The 20,775-nt window shown below is 52.5% G+C and carries 19 protein-coding genes; 6 read left to right on the top strand and 13 right to left on the bottom strand.

What is annotated here, in order from left to right:
• The first annotated feature begins 99 nt into the window (after positions 1-99).
• Entirely contained in the window at positions 100-345 is a 246-nt protein-coding gene (locus tag JYB84_RS11990) for a YdcH family protein (RefSeq protein WP_207320303.1), read from the top strand.
• Between the two features lie 125 nt (positions 346-470).
• On the opposite strand, the gene JYB84_RS11985 is transcribed toward JYB84_RS11990, so the two are convergent.
• Positions 471-3,536 carry an efflux RND transporter permease subunit gene (locus tag JYB84_RS11985; protein WP_207320302.1) on the bottom strand — a complete coding sequence of 1,022 codons (3,066 nt, stop codon included), beginning with the start codon at positions 3,534-3,536 and terminating at the stop codon, positions 471-473.
• Between the two features lie 3 nt (positions 3,537-3,539).
• Positions 3,540-4,649 carry an efflux RND transporter periplasmic adaptor subunit gene (locus JYB84_RS11980; protein ID WP_207320301.1) on the bottom strand — a complete coding sequence of 370 codons (1,110 nt, stop codon included), beginning with the start codon at positions 4,647-4,649 and terminating at the stop codon, positions 3,540-3,542.
• 145 nt (positions 4,650-4,794) lie between these two features.
• Between JYB84_RS11980 and JYB84_RS11975 the strand changes: the two genes are divergently transcribed.
• Both JYB84_RS11975 and JYB84_RS11970 read left to right on the top strand, forming a co-directional pair.
• Complete coding sequence (locus tag JYB84_RS11975; RefSeq protein ID WP_207320300.1) at positions 4,795-5,415, top strand: TetR/AcrR family transcriptional regulator; 621 nt, start codon at positions 4,795-4,797, stop codon at positions 5,413-5,415.
• A 46-nt stretch (positions 5,416-5,461) separates the two neighbouring features.
• Positions 5,462-6,352: a DUF6268 family outer membrane beta-barrel protein gene (locus JYB84_RS11970; protein WP_207320299.1), complete on the top strand. Its 891-nt coding sequence runs from the start codon at positions 5,462-5,464 to the stop codon at positions 6,350-6,352.
• A gap of 87 nt (positions 6,353-6,439) precedes the next feature.
• Here the strand turns inward: JYB84_RS11970 and JYB84_RS11965 are convergent, their stop codons facing one another.
• Positions 6,440-7,012: a chalcone isomerase family protein gene (locus JYB84_RS11965; protein WP_207320298.1), complete on the bottom strand. Its 573-nt coding sequence runs from the start codon at positions 7,010-7,012 to the stop codon at positions 6,440-6,442.
• 36 nt (positions 7,013-7,048) lie between these two features.
• Positions 7,049-7,534, bottom strand: coding sequence for a DUF2947 domain-containing protein (locus JYB84_RS11960; RefSeq protein WP_207320297.1), 486 nt, complete (start codon positions 7,532-7,534; stop codon positions 7,049-7,051).
• Positions 7,535-7,758: 224 nt separating this feature from the next.
• On the opposite strand from JYB84_RS11960, the gene JYB84_RS11955 reads away from it, so the two are divergent.
• The 3 genes from JYB84_RS11955 to JYB84_RS11945 are packed head-to-tail and all read left to right on the top strand — an operon-like array spanning position 7,759 to position 12,031.
• Complete coding sequence (locus JYB84_RS11955; protein WP_207320296.1) at positions 7,759-8,811, top strand: nucleotidyltransferase family protein; 1,053 nt, start codon at positions 7,759-7,761, stop codon at positions 8,809-8,811.
• Positions 8,812-8,813: 2 nt separating this feature from the next.
• Positions 8,814-9,515 (top strand): acylneuraminate cytidylyltransferase family protein, encoded by a 702-nt coding sequence (locus tag JYB84_RS11950; RefSeq protein ID WP_207320295.1) that lies wholly within the window; start codon positions 8,814-8,816, stop codon positions 9,513-9,515.
• A 44-nt stretch (positions 9,516-9,559) separates the two neighbouring features.
• On the top strand, positions 9,560-12,031 hold the full coding sequence (locus JYB84_RS11945) for a 6-hydroxymethylpterin diphosphokinase MptE-like protein (RefSeq protein WP_207320294.1): 2,472 nt from the start codon (positions 9,560-9,562) through the stop codon (positions 12,029-12,031).
• Positions 12,032-12,059: 28 nt separating this feature from the next.
• On the opposite strand, the gene JYB84_RS11940 is transcribed toward JYB84_RS11945, so the two are convergent.
• From JYB84_RS11940 to JYB84_RS11900, 9 genes are read right to left on the bottom strand one after another with little or no spacing between them, the layout of a single operon-like run.
• Positions 12,060-13,064 carry an aspartate aminotransferase family protein gene (locus JYB84_RS11940; RefSeq protein WP_207320293.1) on the bottom strand — a complete coding sequence of 335 codons (1,005 nt, stop codon included), beginning with the start codon at positions 13,062-13,064 and terminating at the stop codon, positions 12,060-12,062.
• On the bottom strand, positions 13,054-14,214 hold the full coding sequence (gene neuC / locus JYB84_RS11935) for a UDP-N-acetylglucosamine 2-epimerase (RefSeq protein ID WP_207320292.1): 1,161 nt from the start codon (positions 14,212-14,214) through the stop codon (positions 13,054-13,056). Before neuC ends, JYB84_RS11940 begins: the two co-directional genes overlap by 11 nt.
• Positions 14,211-15,215, bottom strand: coding sequence for an N-acetylneuraminate synthase (gene neuB, locus JYB84_RS11930; RefSeq protein WP_207320291.1), 1,005 nt, complete (start codon positions 15,213-15,215; stop codon positions 14,211-14,213). The genes neuC and neuB overlap by 4 nt, the downstream gene beginning before the upstream one ends.
• Positions 15,216-15,223: 8 nt before the next feature.
• Entirely contained in the window at positions 15,224-16,231 is a 1,008-nt protein-coding gene (locus JYB84_RS11925) for a GNAT family N-acetyltransferase (protein WP_207320290.1), read from the bottom strand.
• A 10-nt stretch (positions 16,232-16,241) separates the two neighbouring features.
• Complete coding sequence (locus JYB84_RS11920) at positions 16,242-17,405, bottom strand: LegC family aminotransferase (protein ID WP_207320289.1); 1,164 nt, start codon at positions 17,403-17,405, stop codon at positions 16,242-16,244.
• A 4-nt stretch (positions 17,406-17,409) separates the two neighbouring features.
• On the bottom strand, positions 17,410-18,081 hold the full coding sequence (locus tag JYB84_RS11915) for a class I SAM-dependent methyltransferase (protein WP_207320288.1): 672 nt from the start codon (positions 18,079-18,081) through the stop codon (positions 17,410-17,412).
• 15 nt (positions 18,082-18,096) lie between these two features.
• Positions 18,097-19,077, bottom strand: a complete 981-nt coding sequence (locus tag JYB84_RS11910; RefSeq protein ID WP_207320287.1) for an NAD-dependent 4,6-dehydratase LegB — start codon at positions 19,075-19,077, stop codon at positions 18,097-18,099.
• Complete coding sequence (locus JYB84_RS11905) at positions 19,074-19,382, bottom strand: hypothetical protein (RefSeq protein WP_207320286.1); 309 nt, start codon at positions 19,380-19,382, stop codon at positions 19,074-19,076. Before JYB84_RS11905 ends, JYB84_RS11910 begins: the two co-directional genes overlap by 4 nt.
• The gene (locus JYB84_RS11900; RefSeq protein ID WP_207320285.1) at positions 19,379-20,698 is read right to left on the bottom strand and encodes a motility associated factor glycosyltransferase family protein; all 1,320 of its coding nucleotides are present in this window, start codon (positions 20,696-20,698) and stop codon (positions 19,379-19,381) included. The genes JYB84_RS11905 and JYB84_RS11900 overlap by 4 nt, the downstream gene beginning before the upstream one ends.
• Positions 20,699-20,775: the final 77 nt, after the last annotated feature.

Raw genomic sequence — 20,775 nt, 5'->3', positions numbered from 1 at the left:
GACGGGAATTGCAGCAAGTTGCATGGGTGAATTTGCCAATGTGGCCGACAGGGATTATGGTTAATTTATGGCTGCAAATTAACCAAGGGAGGGCCATGCATGCTGGGTGAAAAGCATCTTCTGTCTACAGAGTTTCCTGAATACAGTGCGGTTATTCAGGATCTGAAATCCACCGATCCTGAATTTATGGGCATGTCAAAACGCTATCACCAACTGGACCACAAAATTCGTGGTCTGGAACTCAATAAGGTCCCCACCACAGATGAGCACTTCGGTACGCTCAAACTGGAACGGGCCGAGTTGAAAGACAAGCTGTATCGTATTTTGGTGTCCAAGGGGCACTGACATCCATGGTCGGGAAGCCGGAGTTTATCTCCGGCTTTTTGCTGCCCGCTGCCGGGGCCTGATCTGAAAGCCATACAATAGAAGCAAAGGCGCCATCGAGCGCCTTTTCCTTATCTTGAGCAGACTCAGGCCTCGGCGCACAACAGTGGCTGGGCCTTGGGGCGCATCCATAACCTGTACATTACCGGCACCCATAACAGTGACAGCAGGGTTGCCAGGGCCGTACCACCGGCGATGGCGATGGCGAAGGGCGGCCAGAAGCCACCTCCGGCAATGATCAGCGGCAGGAAGCCCCCCACTGTAGTGATGGTGGTGGAGCTGATATGGCGGGTGCAACTGGCGACGGTCCGTACTATCAGATCATTGTCGGCAGCGCGGCCTTCGGGCACATCCTCCAGTTCGGCGAGTATCACTATGGCGGCGTTAATGGCCAATCCCATCAGGCCCAGCAGGCCAATGATCACGGTAAAGCCGAAGGGATAGTCGAACAGGTACACAGCCAGCAACCCCAGCCCCGCCGATTGCACTGCGCTCAGCAAGATAATGCCGGTTAGGCGGAAGGAGTTGAACGATAACACCAGGGTCGCCAGCAGCAGGGTGATCACCAGCACTATGTTCGACAACAGGTTGCCGACCGCTTCGTTGCGTTTGGCGCTCTCACCGCCCACCTCAATGCGGTAGCCAGGTGGCAGGGGCAGGGCATCCACTTCGGCACGTATATCGGCCAGCACCTTGCCGGGCAGTACGCCGGCACGAATATAGGCTTCCAGGGTGGTGACCCGCTGACCGTTGCGTCTGGGGATGGCGCCGCGGCTGACGCTTAAATGGCTGCTGGACAGGGCGGACAGCGGAATACCGCCGGCGGCACCCGATACCAGTTGCAGCTCACCCAAGTCCTGTTGCTGCTGGCGGTGACTGTCATCCAAACGCACCCGCACCGGCAATGACTCGGTCTGCTCCACCAAACTGCCACCACTGCGGCCGCTGGTGGCCATCTGCACCTGATTGGCTATGTCCGACAGCGACAGGCCGCTGAGCAGCGCCGCGTCCTCATTCACTTCCAGCCAGACCTTGGGGGCACCTGCACTCAGGGTGCTGCGGGTATGGATCACATCCGGATGGCTGGCCAAAATCGCCCGTACCTGTTCGCCCAGTTCATTGAGCTGTTCCAGTGACGGACCGTAGACCAGCATTTCCACCGGAGCATTGAACGGCGGCCCCTGTTCCAGCTTGCGGACCAGGATCTGGGCCGCCGGGAATTCGCTGTCAAAGCGGCGCTGCAATTCGGGGATCAGGCGATTGGCGCTGCGAAAATCCCGGGTCTTGACCATGGCCTGGGCATAGTTGCTTGCCCCCTGCTGGCGCTGGGTAATGTTGTAGTAGAAGGAGGGAATATTGCCGCCCACAACCCAGTCTATGCGCTCTATGCCATCGGTTTCTTCCAGCACCTTGTCGAGCTTTTCCACTTCGGTCCGGGTGCGGGCCAGGCTGACCTGGGGGGCAAGATGCAGCTCAATCTGAAACATGTCCCGGTCCGATGGCGGGAAAAATTGCTCCGTCATGCGTCCGGCGGCAAGAAAGCCCAGCAGCGGCAGCAGGCCAATGACCAAAGCGCTGAAGACAGGGCGTTTCAGCGCCAGGACTAGGGTGGCGTTGAAGCGACTGGCGAGTTTGGGCATACGCACGCCGTGGGCCCATACCGAGTCGTGCTCGTGACTGGGACTGAAACGGCCGGCGAGGCCGGCGATAAGGCTGTGGGAAATCAGATATGAACCCAGCAGGGCAAACATCACCGAAATGGCGATACCGCTGACGAATTCACCGGCGGCGCCCGGCATCAAGACTATGGGGGCGAAGGCGAGTATGGTGGTAATGGTTGAGCCCGCCAGCGGCAACCAGAGGTGCTTGAGTGTTTCGGTTACGGCCTGCAGTTTCCCCTGTCCCGCCTGGCGGCGTTGGGAAATGGCATCGACTATCACAATGGCATTGTCCACCATGATCCCGAGCGCCACCACCAGACCCGTGACCGACATCTGATGTATGGGCAGACCTATATATTTCATGCAGGCCAGGGTAAACAGCGCCGTCAGCGGCAGGGACAGGGCCACTATGACTGCGTTGCGCAGACCCAGGGTCAGCATCAGTACCAGCAATATGATCGCGAAGCCCTGTAACAGGTTGACTGCCAGCTCCCCCAGTCGGGTACTGGTGTAACTTTCCTGCTCAAACAGCCATTGGATTTCCACGTTGGCCGGCATACCTGCCTCTAGGTTGGCCACGGTTTCCCGGACCTGGGCCATCCATTGGTCTACCCGGGTGTTGTTGAGCATGCGGGCGCTAACCATCACCCCCTGTTCACCCCGCAGCAGCGCTTCGGTTGCCGCAGGGCTCTTGGGTTGGCGGCTGATGCTGGCCACATCGCCCAGGCGCACGATTTCGCCCTGGGCATCGACCTTGAGCGGCACCTGGCGAATTCGGGTCTGGGAATCCAGCTCACCGGACACTTCCACCAGGGCGCGAAATTGATCATTGTGCAGCTCGCCGGCGGCAATCTTGCTGTCTGCCGCACTGAGGATTTGGGCTATGGCGCCCGGGGTTAGCTGCAATTGGCTGATTTTGCGCCCATCCAGTTCCACCAGAATTTCTTCGGCAGGCTCGCCATACAGGCGCACAAAGTCGGTGCCGGGCAAGAGGCGCAGCCGGCTTTGCAATTCCTTGGCATAACGGCCGAGAATATCCAGCCTGGGCTGCGAGTCTCCGCGCCAGGCAAGACCCAATATGGCGGTATTGGCGTAACCTATCTGATCGTCAAGCAAAGGGTTGTTGACGCCACCGGGTAGGGCCTGGCGGCTGTCGGCAAGCAGATCCCGGGCGCGGGACCAGACGGGATCGGTTTCCATCACATCGTCTTTCAGCTCCAGTTGGATAACCGAGATCCCCGGCCTGGAGGTGGACTGGATAAGCTTGAGTTCCTCGAGACGACGGAGCTGGTTTTCCAGTACCTCGGTCACCAGGGCTTCAACCCGTTCGGCGGGGGCGCCGGGATACTGGGTTATCACCGAGGCGAAGCGGTTGGTGATATGGGGATCCTCCATCCGTGGCAGGCTGTGGATGGCCCCCAGACCGGCCACGATCAACAAAGCGATCAGCAGGGCCGCCAGGCGGCCGTTTTCGACAAAGGCCTTGATCATGACTTACCTCGTCGCGAGTTGGCTGATGGGGGAGACTTGCTGGCCAACCACCAGTTTATGAAGGCCCTGGGGAATGTAGGCCTCTTTGTCGCCGAGGGCACCGGTCAGATAAGCCCTGTCCTTGTCTGTGTAGAGGATTTCCACGTCCCGGCGTTCGACCCGGTATTCCCCCTGGTCATTTCTGACCACCACGTACAGGTTCCACAGACCGCGCAGGCCATCGGTGAGGGCCGACATGGGCACCCAGTAGCCGGGGGTATTTATCTGTTGGCTGAGGTTGAGATAGAGAATTTCACCATTGAGCAGGGCCACATCGCCGGGCAGTGCCAGGCGCAGACCCACGGTGCGGGTCAGGGGATTGAGGGCGGCGCTGATCCCTTCAAGCCTGGCCTGGTAATGGGTGTTGCCAACGCGGACATCCAAAGCTGAACCGACACTCAGGCTGCGGGCCAGCTCCGCCGGTACCCCCACATGGGCCTGGGGATTGCCACTTTGGATCAGGGTAAATACCGGCTGCCCCTGTGGCAGGACTTCGCCCAGGTTAAAGTGACGAATGGAGATAGTGCCCTCAAAGGGGGCTATCAGACTGGACTTGTCGAGTTTGAGTTTGATGGCATCTCTGGCGGCTTGTAAACGGGCGCGACCGGCTTCGAGGCTGGCCAATTGGCCGCGCAATTCATCCAGCTGCTGGCCCGAGGCGTATCCCTTTTCATTCAGGGTTTCGCTGCGCTTCAAGGTTGCCTGCGCCAGGGCGAGATCGGCGCTGTTCTGGGCCAGGCTGGCTTCCAGTTCCCTGAGTTCCGCGTCCAACAGCTGGGTATCCAGCCTGGCCAATACCTGACCGGCCTGCACCTTGTCACCGGAGTCGGCCATCAGCTGGCTCAGTTTGCCGCCGAGCTCAAAACCGACCCCCGTGGTGTTACCAGCCCGAACAGTGCCGCTGAATTCCAGGGTCTGTTCATAATGGTTTTGGGCTTCAAGCACCTGGGTGGTTACGCTTGGGAGCTGTTTGGACTGTTTGCTGTCGGGGTCACCGTCGCAACCGGCAAGCAGGGCCAAACCCAGCAGCACTGAGATTGAGTGAATACGGCGGGAACGGCTGAGTCTATCCATGGGCGCTTATCCTGTTCGACAATCCTGAAAACGAGCCAACCCTGCCAGTATAAGGTCAGCCAACCCAGTCTATGGTGGTCAGACTGGACTGTCTAGTCTAATTTGTGGTTCAATGCAGAAATTACCACCCATACCGGAGTTGTGCATGGCAGCCAAAGAAGCCCCCATGAGTCGCAGCGAACAGAAGCGCGCCCAGATCCTTGAGGCGGCGATAGCCTTGTTTTGCGGCCAGGGATTTCCCAACACCAGCATGGACGAGGTGGCCAAAAAAGCCGGTGTATCCAAGCAAACCGTCTATGCTCATTTTGGCAGTAAAGATGATCTTTTTGTGGCTTCCATTGAATCCAAATGTGTGGTGTATCAGCTGACGGATGTGTTGCTTGCCGATGCGGCGCAGCCGGAAAAGGCCCTGACCCTGTTTGCGGTTCATTTTGGGGAACTGATAGTCAGCGACGACGCCATCACTGTCTATCGTGCCTGTGTTTCTCAGGTAGAAAGCCATCCCGACACGGCACAGTTGTATTTTGATGCCGGCCCGGAGCACATGTTGGGCCTGCTGGTGGAATTTTTTACCCGGGTTGAGACCCATGGACGTTATAGCTTTGGCAACAAGCGCCAGGCAGCCATCCGTTTCTGTTTAATGTTGTTCGGCGAACTGCGGCTCAGAAAGGAGCTGGGGCTGGATACCGGGGAGCTTGAACAGGAGCACAGGCAGTATTGCATTCAGAGTGCTGAGTTGTTTCTCCGGGCCCACCGCCTGGATTAAGCTGTGGTTATACTTGCGCTTTTGATGATGGCATTAAGGACATTGGATGAAAAAGTTCGCAGCATTGCTGGCACTCGGGTGTCTGTCTGCCAGTCACTGGGTGTTGGCCGGGGAAGGTCGGGGCGACAGTTATAGCCTGAGTTTGACCGCCATAGATACGGCCGATGCGGATCTGCAGGGCGGTGGCGAGCTTGGTCGCCAAAGCTATCTCCTGGGAGCCAGGGCCAATTGGCAACTGGACGACACTTGGGGGCTGGGACTGCGCCTGGGGGCCGATAAACTGGACTGGGATTTTTCCGGAGCGGCGGACAGTGTTGCCACAGACCCCGCATTGACTGCCGCCCAATTCGATTCAGCCACACGCTATGGTGCGGCTATCAGTCTGACTTATAACCTCAATCGCCACTGGAGTGTGATGCTGACTCCGCAACTGCAATACGCCTACAGCGATGAGGTATCTGCGGCTGATGCGGCCAGCTACGGAGTTGTCGGCGCCGCAGTACACAGATTTGATTCCGGTAACATCCTGGGTTTTGGTATTGCTTATCTCAATGATATCAACGAGGTGAGAACCATCCCTTATCTGGTTATCAATTGGCAATTAAGTGATAAATGGCGGGTGGCCAACCCATTCCAGACGGGATTCAGCGGTCCGGCGGGGATTGAATTCAGCTACCGCATGTCACCCGGGCTGGAATTGGGCCTGGGGGCAGCCTACCGTACCGAACGCTTTTTGGTGGGGGCCAATGAACAGACCTTGGAACTGACAGAAACCAGCAGCTTTGTCCGCCTGGGTTGGCAACTGGGTATGGGTTTCAATCTCAATGCCTATCTGGGGTATTTTATTAACCCCGAATTGGAGTTGAGTGAGCCCAACAGGGTCAGGGAACTGGACAGTTATCCGGCGGGCGCCTTGCATCTGGGCTATCGCTTCTAACACCCTAACGCGGCTGAGCCGCTATCGCTGCCAACATCCGTTCAATCTATTTAGCACCATGGCCGCGATGGGCATGGTGCTTGAGTGTCAGCGTCCCAGCATGGCCTTTTTAAGGCTGCCTTGGGCCGGTGCGTCACCCAGCCAAATGTTCAGCAAGGCCTGGCGAAAGGCCTCTCCGGCGATGGTGTCCTGCAGCTGGCCGTTTCTATAGGCACTGACCCCGGTTTCCTTACTGGTATAAAGCAGAAACTGATCCCCTTCCTTTATTTCTTCCTCAAACAAGCCCATAAAGCGGCTGATATCGGCCTGGATCGCCTCTGTGTTGCCAGCGGTTGCCTCATTGAATCCTTCGCTGATGGCGGCGCGCATTTTGTCGGCGGTGATAAGGCCGGAAATAATGTGCAAACTCACAGCCGCAACCGGTTGCTGTAAGGCATTGGCGGCGGTATCGGCCTTGTTTGGCAGGTAAAGGCCGCCCACATAAAGATCCATAAAGAACTTGCTGCGCACGCCGGCGCCGTTAAGTTGCAATGGGATGCCCTGTTGGGTCAGTTCGGTCGGAATTGAGATCCCGCCTATCTCGTAAGGGGTTGTGGTGGCCTGGGTCGGCAGCGACGCGCACAGCCCCAGAGCCAAGAGTATGGCAAAGCAAAATTTCATGAAATGTCCTTTCGGTGGCTCAGGTTCAAGCCGGATTCAGGGGCGGGTGCCCAGATGATACTTGCCCGATTGCTCGAACCACACCGCCTGTTTGGCGCTGTCACTCAGCAGCAGGGGACCATCATCGAAAAACAGGAAGCATTTCCAGTTGCGGCGGTATACGTCCCAGCAGGTCTCTATTACCTGATATTTTTCATAACAGAAATACACCCGGGTATCGTCCGGCCAATGGATAAACTCCGCCAGCATTGCTGGCAATTCGGCGGCTTCCGAATCCCAGGCAGACTGCCAGAAATCGGTTTTGACCCAGGTCTTGGCCCGTGTCTGCCAATCACCCTTGCCAAATTGTTCAGCATGGCTGCTTTGATTGCTGACCAGCTCCTTCCACACCACCATGGCGCTCTTGTCATCCAGGGGACGGATCCTGGCCTTGTCTTCATCGCTGACGGGCAGATCCTTGTGATTGAAGATCCATTTGCGGCGGTATTGGTCGAGCGGAATATAACTGTGCGTCGTATTCAAAAATTAGACCTTGGTACGTGTAATGCTTGAAAGTGAAATGAGAAAATACCATTTTTTATCTGACCTCGCATCTTTGGGGAATTACTTTAGCTGGCTTTGCGCTCATCTTTGGTCGTACTTAATGTAAGCTGGCGCGAAATTTGCTAAATTTTAACTTTATGAATAGCGTCAAAATTTAGTATTCCTGGTTTGCGCTGGATTGGATACCTCTACGAGGAGTTTACATGGACAACAGTTGGGAAAGATCTTTGATTTCGCCGCAACAGACCATTCTTGAGGCCATTGAAATACTCAACAATGAGGTCTTCCGATTGGTGCTGGTAGTCGATGAGAGCAAGCATCTGCTCGGCACTATTACAGACGGTGATATACGTCGTGGACTATTACGAAATGTACCATTAACTTCCCCCGTCAGTGAAATCATGTTCCGAAACCCGGTAACAGCATCTTGGGGTACATCGAAAAAGGCGCTGGCGGCCCTAATGGAGTCAAGAAGTATAGGCTCTGTTCCACTGTTGCGAGACAAGGTAGTAGTGGATTTGCGCACCCTCAAATCAGTAACGGAACATAACCATTATGACAATCCCGTTTTCCTGATGGCGGGGGGATTTGGCACACGACTCAGACCTTTGACCGACAACTATCCCAAGCCGATGTTGAGCGTTGGGGGCAGACCGATACTTGAAACAATTCTCCTCAGTTTCATTCGAGCTGGATTTACTAATTTTTATATCTCAGTTTTTTATAAACCGGAATTGATAAAAAATTATTTTGGTGATGGTAGTCGCTGGAACGTTAAGATTGAATATGTACAAGAAGACTCGCCTCTAGGCACGGCAGGTGCCTTGGGACTTCTTCCTGAGGATTTACCTAAGCTACCGCTTATCATGATGAACGGTGACATACTGACCAACGTCGATTTTGAGCGTCTACTGGCCTTTCACAATGAAAGCAACGCTACCGCCACCATGTGTGTACGTGAGTATGAGTATCAAGTGCCATTTGGTGTCATTAATGGCAAAGGTCACAAGATACTGTCCATGGAAGAAAAGCCAATACAGCGCTTCTTCGTAAATGCCGGTATTTATGTATTGTCCCCGGCGTTGGTTGAGACAGTGCTGCCTGGCACCCGCATAGATATGCCGACTTTGTTGGAACAGGCATTGGCTAAAGAGCAAGATGTACTCATGTTCCCCATACACGAATACTGGCTTGATATAGGGCGCTTGGATGATTTCGACCGTGCCCAGGCAGATATAGTCAGGTTGGGGATTTGAGCATGACAAATAAACCTCGGATCTTGGCGCTTATCCCCGCGAGGGGCGGAAGTAAGCGTTTACCGAATAAGAATATCCTACCTTTGGGAGAGAAGCCGCTGTTGGCATGGACCATAGATGCGGCGCTCGGCTCACAAAATGTGGATGACGTGGTGGTCAGTACCGATAGCGAGTCAATAGCCCAAGTAGCATTGAATCATGGGGCAAAAGTACCTTTTATGCGTCCAGAGAGACTCTCTGGAGATACCACTTCCTCAATGGAGGTGATATTGCATGCAATAGACTCATTAGCAACAGATGGCGAATATTACGATTGTCTTTTGTTATTGCAGCCCACTTCGCCCCTGCGTGGAGTGGCTGACATTGAAGGTGCGATTGAGCTGTTTATTGAAAAACAAGCCAAAGGGGTAGTTTCCATAAGCCCCTGTGAACATCCACCATTATGGGCAAACACCTTACCGGAGTCAGGCTCCCTTGAAGGTTTTCTTCGTCCGGAGATCGCAGGTTTGCGAAGCCAGGATTTGCCTCAGTACTATCGTTTCAATGGTGCTATCTATCTATATGACATCAAGTCGTTGCGTGAACGGCAGCAGTTGTTTCTGGAGCCAGACGTGTACGGCTTTCCAATGCACCAGGAAAACTCGGTAGACATAGATACCTGGATGGATTTTCAACTGGCCCAACTTATAGTTGCCAAAGGATAAACACTGCCTTGACACTGTTATTGAGACAGAAGGACAAATAATTAATGCAGCAAGCAACGCAAGAGGCGCAGTTGGAATTTTGCACCAATATTTATGGTGAAAGTTATCTGTTTGAAGTGAATCAGATTGCTTTTGATCGCTATGATTCGGCGTCCGTGTTTAAGGGGCATTTTGAGCAAGAGTTGTGGGATGAGGATTGTTTCAACGTCATAATAGGAACAGATTCTGGGCTACTGGTGGATTATGTGCTCAAACACCGTAAGAAAGATGATTCTGTATTCTTCTTCATCGAATTGCCCGAGTTAGTGGATGTTATCCGTGCCAAGGTGGATACTTCGACAGATCCTAAAGTAGTGATATTCAGCGCAGATGAGTGGCAAGAAAGGCTGGATGATTTCCAGCTGATGAAGTTTATCTACAAGAATAAACTGAAATTCTTTGAGTCACTCGGAGCTCGTTTCGAACATTTTCCAGCCTACCATAAGCTCAAGTATGACAGTCACGCAACTATGGAGCGTCTTTCATTTTACAATAAGGTGACTTTGGGCAGTGAGCATTTCGTGATCCGCCAGATGCAGAATGTATGTGAAAACCGCTTGCCAGCTCAAGGATTGGAAGGTATTTTCCGAGATTGTAGTTGCGTCATTCTCGCTGGCGGACCTTCTTTGGATAACTGCTTGGGTTGGGTGCAAACTCATCGGGAAAATCTGGTAGTGATTGCGGTATCTCGTATCGCCCGGCGTTTGCAACAAGTGGGACTGGTGCCTGATGTGGTGGTATCTGTCGATCCATTTGATGATAGTTTTGATGTCAGCAAAGAAATGTTGCTGTGGCCTTCCTCAGTGGTGTTTGTTAATTCCTATCATGTAGCACCTAAGTTGCTGGGTCAATGGCATGGCCCCAGCATGTATCTCGGAGTAAGGTTTCCTTGGCATAGCCAGCTCAACGTAACTAATTTCAACTCCGCAGGCCCCACTGTAACCAATACGGCATTGTCTTTTGCCATTGCAGCAGGCTTCTCACAGATTTTGTTGGCTGGGACGGATATGTGTTTTTCCAGTGATGGTTTCACCCATGCCAAGGGCAGCATAGAAGCGGCCCAGGGCCCCTTGCTTACTGCTGAGGGTATTTGGGTGGAGACCAATCAGGGGAAAATGGCTGAGACCTCATTACAACTGGCAACAGCCAGAGAGAGGTTGGAACAGTCCATTGAGGAAGAAGCGGAAACTGGCGTCAGTTTTATCAATTTGGCTCCAGAGGGAGCAAAGATTAGAGGGGTTCCTTACAGTCCACTTGAATCTGTTACGTTGCTTAAGCCTGTGACCCAGGGACTGGAGCGGATGCATGATTATTGCCAGAGCCTGTCCTTAGAGGAGCAGTTACGGCAGGATAAGGCAGTGCTTACAGAGCTAATCCGGGTGGAAAGGGATCTGGGGGATGTCATTGCACTGGCCAGAAAAGCAATCAAGATTAACCAGGATTTATACAATGCCAAGGGGAATCAAGCTAAAGCCAGTAATCAGCTCGACAAGTTGCAGAAGAAGCTCGACAAGGATTACGAGTACCTGACAAAGCTGCTCAAAATCTATGGGCTTAATTATTTTGTGTCTTTTATGAGCCCAGGGAATGTCGATGAATGGGACGACAGTCGTTTGGAGGAAAGCGGCCGTCTGTACTATGAAGCCTTCGTTAAAAGTGGAGAAAAATTGCAACTTTTGCTTAGAGCCGCCCGACTGCGTACCGAGAGCAGGGTGATGGAGAATGATTCATGCCCGTCGTTCGAAAAGCTTTTTGCTCAGTGGCGTATGGATAAACAATGCGGCCGTGCTGCGTTATGGATAGCGCGCCATGGTAGCGAAAAGCTTAATGCTCATCTGCAGTCTGAGTTCCACCTGTTACAACAAGAATATCTTCAGCAAATAGAGGCCAATGACACTCAACATGCGAAAAATATAATAAAGCAGACCAGCATTGATAACATAGATGCAAAGGTTGCTCAGTTGTTTGCTAAGCGTAACCTTGCCGCGCTGCAGAAGCTGGCCCATGCCCTTGGACTGCAATCGAATCAGGACGAGAACCATCGCTCCCTTTCGCATTTATTGGCAGGCTATATTCAGGTCATTCAGGGAAATAAGTCCGAGGCTCTTATCGAGTTTGAACAGACCAGTTTGGAGTCCCACAGATCTCTAGCCTTAACTCAAATAGTATCGTTGGCTTTGGGGCTAAAACTGTTTGCCCGGGCGCTGGCCGCAATGACGGAATTGTGTGACTTTTCTCCTCGCTTCTTGCCAAAACTTGCCCATTTGCAGTTTATCACTGGGGATCCTATGGCCGCAGTGGAAAGTTACAACCGTTATCTGGGTTTTTATCCCAAGGATTTAATGGTATGGCAGGCCCTGGCTAAGCTTTACATGGATTTGGGGGCTATGGATGCAGTGCGAATGGCCTGCGAACATATACTCAGTATGGACGCTGAAAATGTGGCTGCCCGGCAGATGTTAAACAGTGTAGCGTAACCCTTTGGACTCTAAGTTATTGTGACTGTCAAATAACCTGATAAAAAGCTGTTATCTTGTCAGCGATGCGGGACATGTGTCCGCCGTGATAACGGGAGTCCAAAGGAACTGATAACCATAGGGTGCAGTCAGAATTAAAACCTGGCTGCTCAGGCCAATGCACGGGTAAAAAGATTCGCTCAGTTGCCAACATTTGTCTGAGCTCATCTCTTTGCCCTGGTAGTCGCAGCAAAGCGAAGGAAAAGAAATCTACGTCCATAGGTAATACCAGCTCTGGTAATAGCTGCTGTAGGCGGAGGTAATTTAACTTCCTGTGAAGTCTTTCCTGCTCCAGATTGGCCATGAACTCTAGCGCCAGGTACTGGCTTTCCAAAGATATTGAAGGTACGCCTTCTATGTAGTCAAGCAATTGCTCTGCCTTGGAAAATCCCTCCAAAAAACGCCGCTCCATTGCCAATGCATTGTCTCCGGTAACTGTTTCGCTGAGGAACTCGTGCTTTATGCCTTTATTTAAGTATTTCTGGGCAGAAAACCCCCCATCATTTGCCTGTCCCAAAATATCCAACATGAGCGGGCGGTTTGCTACAAGTATGCTGCCATCCGCCAAGGGAGAAATTTTACGTAAACTATTGAAACTGTAACAGGGGTTAATGAGGACTGGCAGGCGTGGCAGGGGCGAAAATACATCGTCAATGATGACGATCAGATCCCTTGGCATCGTTTCGGGCAAGCTGCTCCTAAAATCCATGCCAAAATACTGGATAAGGTAAATGACTTCGTATTGAGCGAAATTCTCCGGCCAAATAGGCTCTAAGGTATCGCCAAGAGAATAAATACCAAAACTGATATTGTAGCGGGTTAACTCAGAGACTATTACCTGGCACAAGCACTCGGGCAGCAACACCTTCTTCCCCTGCAGTGCTGCACTATGAATTATCAGGCGAAGTGAGAAGCGTCCACTCAATGTCAGAGCTTGGAAGCGTTGGGGGGAAAAGGCCATTTCACCACCAATTTGTTCAAGGTCAGAGGTCATGGAAACGTTTTCCTGCAAGAGTTTCCAGTGGGTACTCCTTTATAATCTGCTTAATTTTGCATGAAGTTCCACCTTGATCATAGGGATTACTGACTTCTTTAAGAGTCGCGCGGAAGTTCTCATTGAGCACTTTGGCCAAAGCGGTGCGCAGTTCCTTTGGATCGAACGCGACATCCAACGTACTGGCAGCACGTATTCGTCCCTGTTGTCTGGTGCCAAGGTTAATGCTCGGGAGACCGAAGGAGGGGGTTTCTACTATACCACTGGAGGAGTTGCCTACTACCGCGTCCACATATTTCAGCAGGGACAGATAGCGCAGTTGCCCAAGACTGGTGAAACTAAGGGCTTTATCCTCATGTTTGGCAACATAGGCGTCTATCATGGCATTGATTTGGCGTCCTCCAATATCACTGTTCGCTTTGGTAAAAATCAGCAGGGTATCCTTGAGCTCATCCAGGGCCGTGAGCAGCAGGTGGAAGTTAGCCTCAATGGCGGCTAGGTTGTCGTGCTGATCAGGGTGATAAGTGATGATCAGATTGCGACTGAGCAGTGGCCGTCCCAGGCTTTGCTCCAGTTGTGGCCTGTCCATAAAATTCATGCGCCTGATATTATCCAGCCCGGCTTCGCCTACGGTAAATACCCGCTCGGGCGCTTCGCCCATTTGGATCACCCGGCGGCGATAGTCTTCTATGGCGGTGAAATGCAGCTGTGACAATTTGGTGATGGCATGGCGAAATATTTCATCCATGACGCCTTCCGTCAATTCGCCACCGTTTAGATGGGCTACCGGAATGCGGGCAATATTGGCCGCCAGCACTATGGGCAGCAGTTCATATCTGTCACCAAGCACAAGCAGTATCTCCGGCCTAAGCTCTTCAAATACATCGGCAAAGGCTATCTGGGTCAGGCCCATGCTCTTGCTGACGCCCACAGCCGAGTCAGAGGAGAGCAACATTTCCACTTTTTTGGTTATGGGGTAGCCATCGGCCACTATATCCTTGATGGTGTAGCCGAACTCGGGAGACAGATGAGTACCGGTCACCACCAGTTGTAAGCTCAGATCATTGTCGGCCAGGATTTCATCCAGTAAAGGTCGAAGCAAACCATATTCGGCCCGGGTGGCGGTAACCACGCAAATTCGACGGCTCATCGGATTATGTCTCCGCGTTTGAAGTCTTCTCTGGCAGGAGTGCCAATCACCTCGCTCCAGCGAGACGGTGGCAGCCCGGAACCCGGCCGCATGAGTGCCAGGTTGTCCGCACTGAGCAGTTCTCCTTTTTGAATATCCCTTGCGGCGACTATGCTCTTGCGCACTATTTGCCGGTTTTCCATCTCCGAGTGGCTGGGTTGTTTAATACCATTGCCCAGGGCCACCTCGATATTGCGTATGGCTGATACCATGGCTGCCAACTCGGCGGGTTCCAGGCTGGCTTTGTGATCGGGTCCTTCCATGGTGCGATCCAGGGTAAAGTGTTTTTCTATGACGCTGGCCCCCAAGGCCACCGCCGCCACCGGCACTTCGATGCCAAGGGTGTGATCCGAATAACCGACTTTTACCCCGGGGAAGGCATTGGCTATGGTGTTCATGGCCCTGAGATTGACCTCGGTCATGGGGGTCGGATATTGGGTGGTGGCATGCAGCACTGTTATTTGATCCAGCCTGAGGCCGTTAGCCGTCAACAGTGACAGGGCCTGCTCTATCTCGGCCAGATTGCTCATGCCGGTGGAGAGGATCACAGGTTTGCCAAAATGGGCAATATGGACTAGGAATGGCAAATTGGTCAGTTCACCCGAACCTATTTTAAACACGGGTTGCAGCCCATTGAGGAAGTCGGCACTCTGGGTTTCATCGGGGGTTGACATGAAATCTATGCCGGTGAGATCGCAATAGGCTTTAAGTTCCTGAAAATCCTCATAACTTAGCTCCAACGCCTTGAGCATCTGGAACTGTGAGGTCTGGCTTTGGGTGTTTTCCATTTGGTAGCGAGCCATTTCTGCTTGCTCTGTTACCAAGAGTTCGGTTTTCCAGGTCTGAAATTTAACGCAATCAACACCGGCACTCACTGCCGCATCGATAAGCGATTTGGCAAGGTTAATGTCACCGTTATGATTGACGCCGGCTTCGGCAATGATATAGGTCGTTTGAGCCATAAGATTCCTCACTCTGTGAGCCGGTATTTTTGAAAATGTCGCAGTTGTCGCTGTGGAAACTGAGCTTGCCATAGGGCATTAAGTCTGTTTCTTTGCCCGGGAATAAAGTCTATTCCTGAAATATAAAAAGGCAAAATATCTTTTGAAAACTTAGTCTTAAACTTAAAGAGCGAGTCATCTGTGGCCGCTGTACGCCCCCCGCCAAGCAACATCTGCTGACAGCCCGCGGCCTTGGCAAGCCTGAAGGCATGCTCAAGCAACAGATAGTTGCCATTTTCCCGCACTGCGTCAGGCAGATTGGCCGAAAGATGGTAATGGGCCAGCGGAGGACAGAAAAAGAAGAAACCGGCCGAGATCAACTGCCCCTGTGCGTTACGGATACCCAGCAGACGACAGCCGGGCAGGGAGGCCAAACCTTGAAAGTATTCCTGGTCAAAATAGAAAAAAGCGGCGGCGCGATTTTTGTCCATTGTCTGTCGATATAAGGGCAAAAAGTCTTCCAGTGGCAGCTGTTCATCTACTGTCAGGCATTCAAGGCTGCGGCGTAAAAGATTGCGACAGGTCTTTGAATAGCCTTGCCAGCGTGCGGTTTCATCCCCGCGCAGATCGACACTGACCACCTGCCGCTCCAGGGCATGAAAATCATACCAGCCGGCCTGGGCTCCCAGCTCATTGAGTGGATGAAAACGAATAAACTCACAGATGATCCTGTTGTTGGCACAGTGATGACGATAGGCGTCAAAAGCCCGGGCGAGGAAGTCAGGATCAGCACTGTTACTGAGTGGGCCGCCGTAACCGTAATGGGTTTCAAGATCATACCATTCTTCCTCGAGTGCCTGACCGGCCACCTGAAGAATGGGACGTTTAATGCTCATCACTTTAAACTGGAGCGGGCCTTCTTCATAACAATAATCGAAGGCCTGCGCCTCGGGTTCCAGGTACAGTTTCCGGTAGCCCTGCCGGTAATACATATCCTGATCCAGAACTTGGCTGAATGCACTCAAGGCTGTGTTCATGCTCATATCTTCATGTGTTGCTGCAAGCCAGCGGCGAGCTGGGCAGATTGATCAGGCGCAGGGCCAGCCACTCAGTGTTGCCTAGCTCGCCCCTGGGTGCGTTGGCAAACATGGGCAAGGTGTGCATGGGCTGCCAAACGGGGCGGGTCATGACACCGGCCTGGTTGGTCTGTTGCAGAAAGGGTTGCTTCAAGGCAGGATCCGGCAGCACTATGGCATTGAGCCAATAATTTGATCTGCTGTCACTGGGTTCACAGACAAACGCAAATTCCGTGTCGGCAAAAAACCGCCTGTAGGCCTCGGCAACCGCGCGCTTGCTTTGCACAAAGCCGTCAAGTTTGGTCATTTGGGCACAGCCGAGGGCGGCATTGAGATTGGGCATACGGTAGTTAAAGCCCGGCATATCATGAAAAAACTCCAAGGCATGGGGTTGCTTGGCCGTGGTGGTGATGTGTTTGGCCCGTTCTGCATCTTCATGAGAGGCACAAAGCAGCATACCGCCGCCACCCGTGGTCACTATTTTGTTGCCATTGAAACTTAAGGTACCAAATCGCCCCAGAGTGCCAGTGTGTTGTCCCCGATACCAGGAGCCCAGGCTTTCGGCGGCATCTTCAACCAGGCCAATATGCCAGCGTCCTGCCAGTTGCAGCAATTTTTCGAGTTCGGCAGGATGGCCGAAGGTGTGCATGGGGACCATGGCGCGGATAATGCGACCCGTAGGTCGGTGGCGACACAAGCCCTCATCGGTCAATTCGGCATGTTCGTCCAGGTATCGGGCCAGCGCCTCAGGGCACAGGCTCATTCTGTCTCTGGAAACATCGATAAACAGCGGGGTTGCCCCCAACTGAGTGATGGCATTACAGGTGGCTACAAAGGTCAGTGCTTGACTGATGACCAGATCGCCTGTTTTAACTCCGGCCAGATATAAGGCCGTGTGCAGTGCTGCAGTGCCATTGACTGTGGCGACGGCCCCCTTGGCCTGCGTATAGTGGCACAGCTGTTGTTCAAATTGGCTAACGTAACGGCCAACGCTGGAGACAAAGGTGCTTTTGATGGTGTCTGTCACCAAGTCCAGCTCCTGCTCATCGAAGCTGGGGGCATGCAGCGGCAGGAAATCCTGGCTTTGATACAGCTGGCGAATAAAGGCTATGGTGTCGAGGATGGCATTGCTCATTGATTCAGGCACTCTTACTGGCAATGATAATCCATTCGCTGACCTTGTCTCCGCCATCACTGTGACGGCTGATGCATTGCAGCTCATTTACCTTAAAGGGTTGCAGCAACTCTTCAAGGCATTCGCGGGTCGTAAAGCGGGTATATCCCTTGCCGGTCATTGGGCCTTCAGATACCAGAAAGGCGTGCTTACCCAGCGCTGTGCCACTGCCATAGCCCGTGGTCTGTTCGGTGAAGCAGCGGCTGAACATCAATGCGCCGGGTTTAAGCACCCGGTGGATTTCCTTGTACATCTGTACTGCGTTTTCAAAGCTGTTGGCGTAGATGGCTTCGTTGTCTATAACAGCATCGAAACTGTTGTCTTCGTAGGGGAGTTGCAAAATGTCTCCTTGCAATAATTCTCCCTGCCATTCAGGCACTTCCTGATCCAGTCTCTCTTTGGCCAGTTTGATGGCTGTGGCAGAGCCTTCGATACCATGAACAGGAAACCCTTCCCGGGCCATAAACCACAGATTGGCGCCAGTGCCAAACCCCACTTCCAGCAGTTTCAGGGCCGACTTGTCTGTCACCTTATAGAAGTTGCGGGCGATAAAGCGGATCAGATCCTCCCCCGGATATTTTCCCCAGGCCTGACGGCTGAAAACGTCTTCCCATACTGGATCCCATGCGTGTGCCATCGTCGCTGCTCCGGTTTATTTGTTGTAAATATTGGACTTGTACTTGGCCAGATTCGCCGGTTGGGTGAACCAGTGTACGGTCCGCTCCAATCCTTGCCGCAAGTCTATCTGACTGGTATGGCCCGTGAGGGCGAGCATCTTGCGGTTGTCTCCCCAGAGGCGAAAAACCTCTGACTTACCGGGCCTGAGTCTGGCATCTTCGGTGATGAATTCCACCTTGCTGCCCATGATGTCGCGGATAAGATCCAGGGTATCGGCCACGCTGATCTCGCTGTTGCTGGCAATATTCACTGTTTCTCCTATGCTGGCATCGCATTCGGCCAGGGACAGGAAGCCTCGACAGGTGTCGCTGACATAGTTGAAGTCACGGGTCGGGGTGAGGTCTCCCAGTTTAATCGCACTGGCGCCGGCGGCTATTTGGCTGATGATGTTGGGAATAACCGCCCTGGCCGATTGCCTGGGTCCATAGGTGTTGAAGGGACGGGCTATGGTCAGAGGTAATTGAAAACTGTTGTAAAAACTCATGGCCATGGCATCAGCCGCAATCTTGGAGGCGCTATAGGGAGACTGGGGCTGCAGTGGATGGGCCTCGTCTATGGGAACATATCGGGCCGTACCATAGACTTCGCTGGTGGAGGTATGTATTACTCGTCCAACTTGGTTCTCCAGCGCTGCCTGGCATATGTTGAGTGTCCCCTTGGCGTTGGTATCCAGATAGCTGTCCGGTGCCTGATAGGAGAAGGGGATAGCAATCAAGGCTGCCAGATGGAACACTAAGTCCATATCCTTGGTGATTTGCTTACAAAAATGTGGGTCCCTTACGTCACCACAGACGATTTCCACCGCATCGGCACATGCAATGTCTTCCAACCATCCCCAGTAGTTGAAGGAATTGTATTGGGCCAGGGCGCGGACTCGATAGCCTCGCTCAACCAGGAGTTCGACCAAATGGGAACCGATAAAGCCATCGGCGCCCGTGACTAAAACCTGTTTCATTCAGTTTCCTTATTTGTTGAGTCATGATTTTCCCGTTGGCACAGGAAATCCACCAGTTCAAATTCCAGATAGTCAGCTAATCCCAGCCAATCATGGCGGCGCTGGCAATCAAAAGCCTGAGTAATGATTTCGTTTAATTTGACAATTTTTTGCTCGGACCAACTCTGGCTCAAATGCAATAATTGCCCTGTCACAGTCGTTAGCAATTCTTGCGCCATGGATTCGCACCCTTTGCGCAGATATTGTGCAGTTAGCTGTAATTCATTTAAGACTGTTGTTATCGAAGTCTGCTCTGCTGGATTCATACCTGCTCCTTTTTGGGCCAGAGTGTTTCCGGGGCCAAGTAGCCACAACCTTGAATAGCTGCACCATTGAGACTGGTAGTGTAAAAGCGCTTGGCGGGACGGGCTTGTATATAATCTTGCAGCGCATCCAGATAACTCATAAAACTTAGACTGGTGATCACCTTGTCTCCGGCATTGCTCACTAACCACTGATGTTGCCCTTGGGCACCTATATGCATATTGAGTTCACCATCTTCCCAACCGGTATGAGTTCTATTTCCTGGAAAGGCCAGATCACAACCCAAGAGAATGATATCCGAAGCCCCCATCTTCACCGCTAAATCCACTGCGGGGTGCAACACGCTGCCTCCTGCATAGAGGCTGGAGTGCATTTTTATCTGTCTTGGGATATCGTAAAGGGATGACGCTGAGTAAGCCATGTATCTTGGGCCTTTCCACGCACGGATTACTTCATTTGCCAAACGAGGGAAATACACCAGAGAAATATCATTGGATGCCTCGATGTGCAGGTGATTCCGGTCTATAGCGGCATCTATGCTCACGACTATATCCGGACGTATGCCATGCTCAAAAAGCGCCTTGAACGCTGTATCCAGGGCAATAATTTTATAGGGTGTGGCAGATTGTTGTGCGAGGAGCAGTCCTGGTAAACAGTCAGAAAGACTGGGGCCAGGGCAGGCAATAATTAGCCTTTCTCCCTGGGTTTTATTGAACAACAAAGATACATCGGGTTCACTGCGGATAAGTTCGCCATTGTCGGTAAATCTTTGCAGTATCTCCTTGTCATCGGGTCTGTGATCGCGAGCGGAAAATTGTAATTGATTCTTTACCAACCATTTGTTTCTCAACTCAGCAGCACTATCTTCTGCGAGTACCATGTCTGCGATCAAAGCAATGGCCGGCTCGCGAAATTGAGACTGGTTACTTGGTAATATGAGTTCACACCTGGGGTCAATCAACCAGTCCTGTTGCTCTGTATAACTGAGTAACAATTTGAGCAGGGCCATGTTCAGCGGTATAAGAATAAGGTTCTTCAGCGCTGGCCGAGCCAATAATTCTCTGGGCAAATCACCCATACCCAGGCCATATAGGAAAATGCTGGGAGTGGTTTCCGGTAGCTGCGCAGCCAATAATTCAACTTCGCTCAACCGGTTATGACGGCTGCTGAGCTGAATGCCGTTGACACTGATGGTCTGTTCTGCCCCTGTGACCAACATGGCATCCAGACTGTCGGGATCTGCTGCATCCATGGCCTGGGCTACTTCCGGCCAGCGGCGGCGGATAATGGCCATGTTCTGTTGCAGCAAATCTGTCATGGGGCACATTCCTTGGAAAGGGCATTGATTCTGCCTCAATACTAGAGGTTTTGCCGGGTATGAAAAAGCTTTTTTAC

The organism is Shewanella cyperi (assembly GCF_017354985.1).
In the GTDB taxonomy this organism is placed as follows: Bacteria; Pseudomonadota; Gammaproteobacteria; order Enterobacterales; family Shewanellaceae; genus Shewanella; species Shewanella cyperi.
This window is presented reverse-complemented; position numbering and strand designations above follow the sequence as displayed.

What these genes read in the sequence shown, in the direction of transcription:
- JYB84_RS11990 (WP_207320303.1), top strand. Translation starts at nt 100, where the DNA reads ATGCTGGGTGAAAAGCATCTTCTGTCTACAGAGTTTCCTGAATACAGT.
- JYB84_RS11985 (WP_207320302.1), bottom strand. Translation starts at nt 3,536, where the DNA reads ATGATCAAGGCCTTTGTCGAAAACGGCCGCCTGGCGGCCCTGCTGATC.
- JYB84_RS11980 (WP_207320301.1), bottom strand. Translation starts at nt 4,649, where the DNA reads ATGGATAGACTCAGCCGTTCCCGCCGTATTCACTCAATCTCAGTGCTG.
- JYB84_RS11975 (WP_207320300.1), top strand. Translation starts at nt 4,795, where the DNA reads ATGGCAGCCAAAGAAGCCCCCATGAGTCGCAGCGAACAGAAGCGCGCC.
- JYB84_RS11970 (WP_207320299.1), top strand. Translation starts at nt 5,462, where the DNA reads ATGAAAAAGTTCGCAGCATTGCTGGCACTCGGGTGTCTGTCTGCCAGT.
- JYB84_RS11965 (WP_207320298.1), bottom strand. Translation starts at nt 7,012, where the DNA reads ATGAAATTTTGCTTTGCCATACTCTTGGCTCTGGGGCTGTGCGCGTCG.
- JYB84_RS11955 (WP_207320296.1), top strand. Translation starts at nt 7,759, where the DNA reads ATGGACAACAGTTGGGAAAGATCTTTGATTTCGCCGCAACAGACCATT.
- JYB84_RS11950 (WP_207320295.1), top strand. Translation starts at nt 8,814, where the DNA reads ATGACAAATAAACCTCGGATCTTGGCGCTTATCCCCGCGAGGGGCGGA.
- JYB84_RS11945 (WP_207320294.1), top strand. Translation starts at nt 9,560, where the DNA reads ATGCAGCAAGCAACGCAAGAGGCGCAGTTGGAATTTTGCACCAATATT.
- JYB84_RS11940 (WP_207320293.1), bottom strand. Translation starts at nt 13,064, where the DNA reads ATGACCTCTGACCTTGAACAAATTGGTGGTGAAATGGCCTTTTCCCCC.
- neuC (WP_207320292.1), bottom strand. Translation starts at nt 14,214, where the DNA reads ATGAGCCGTCGAATTTGCGTGGTTACCGCCACCCGGGCCGAATATGGT.
- neuB (WP_207320291.1), bottom strand. Translation starts at nt 15,215, where the DNA reads ATGGCTCAAACGACCTATATCATTGCCGAAGCCGGCGTCAATCATAAC.
- JYB84_RS11925 (WP_207320290.1), bottom strand. Translation starts at nt 16,231, where the DNA reads ATGAACACAGCCTTGAGTGCATTCAGCCAAGTTCTGGATCAGGATATG.
- JYB84_RS11920 (WP_207320289.1), bottom strand. Translation starts at nt 17,405, where the DNA reads ATGAGCAATGCCATCCTCGACACCATAGCCTTTATTCGCCAGCTGTAT.
- JYB84_RS11915 (WP_207320288.1), bottom strand. Translation starts at nt 18,081, where the DNA reads ATGGCACACGCATGGGATCCAGTATGGGAAGACGTTTTCAGCCGTCAG.
- JYB84_RS11910 (WP_207320287.1), bottom strand. Translation starts at nt 19,077, where the DNA reads ATGAAACAGGTTTTAGTCACGGGCGCCGATGGCTTTATCGGTTCCCAT.
- JYB84_RS11905 (WP_207320286.1), bottom strand. Translation starts at nt 19,382, where the DNA reads ATGAATCCAGCAGAGCAGACTTCGATAACAACAGTCTTAAATGAATTA.
- JYB84_RS11900 (WP_207320285.1), bottom strand. Translation starts at nt 20,698, where the DNA reads ATGACAGATTTGCTGCAACAGAACATGGCCATTATCCGCCGCCGCTGG.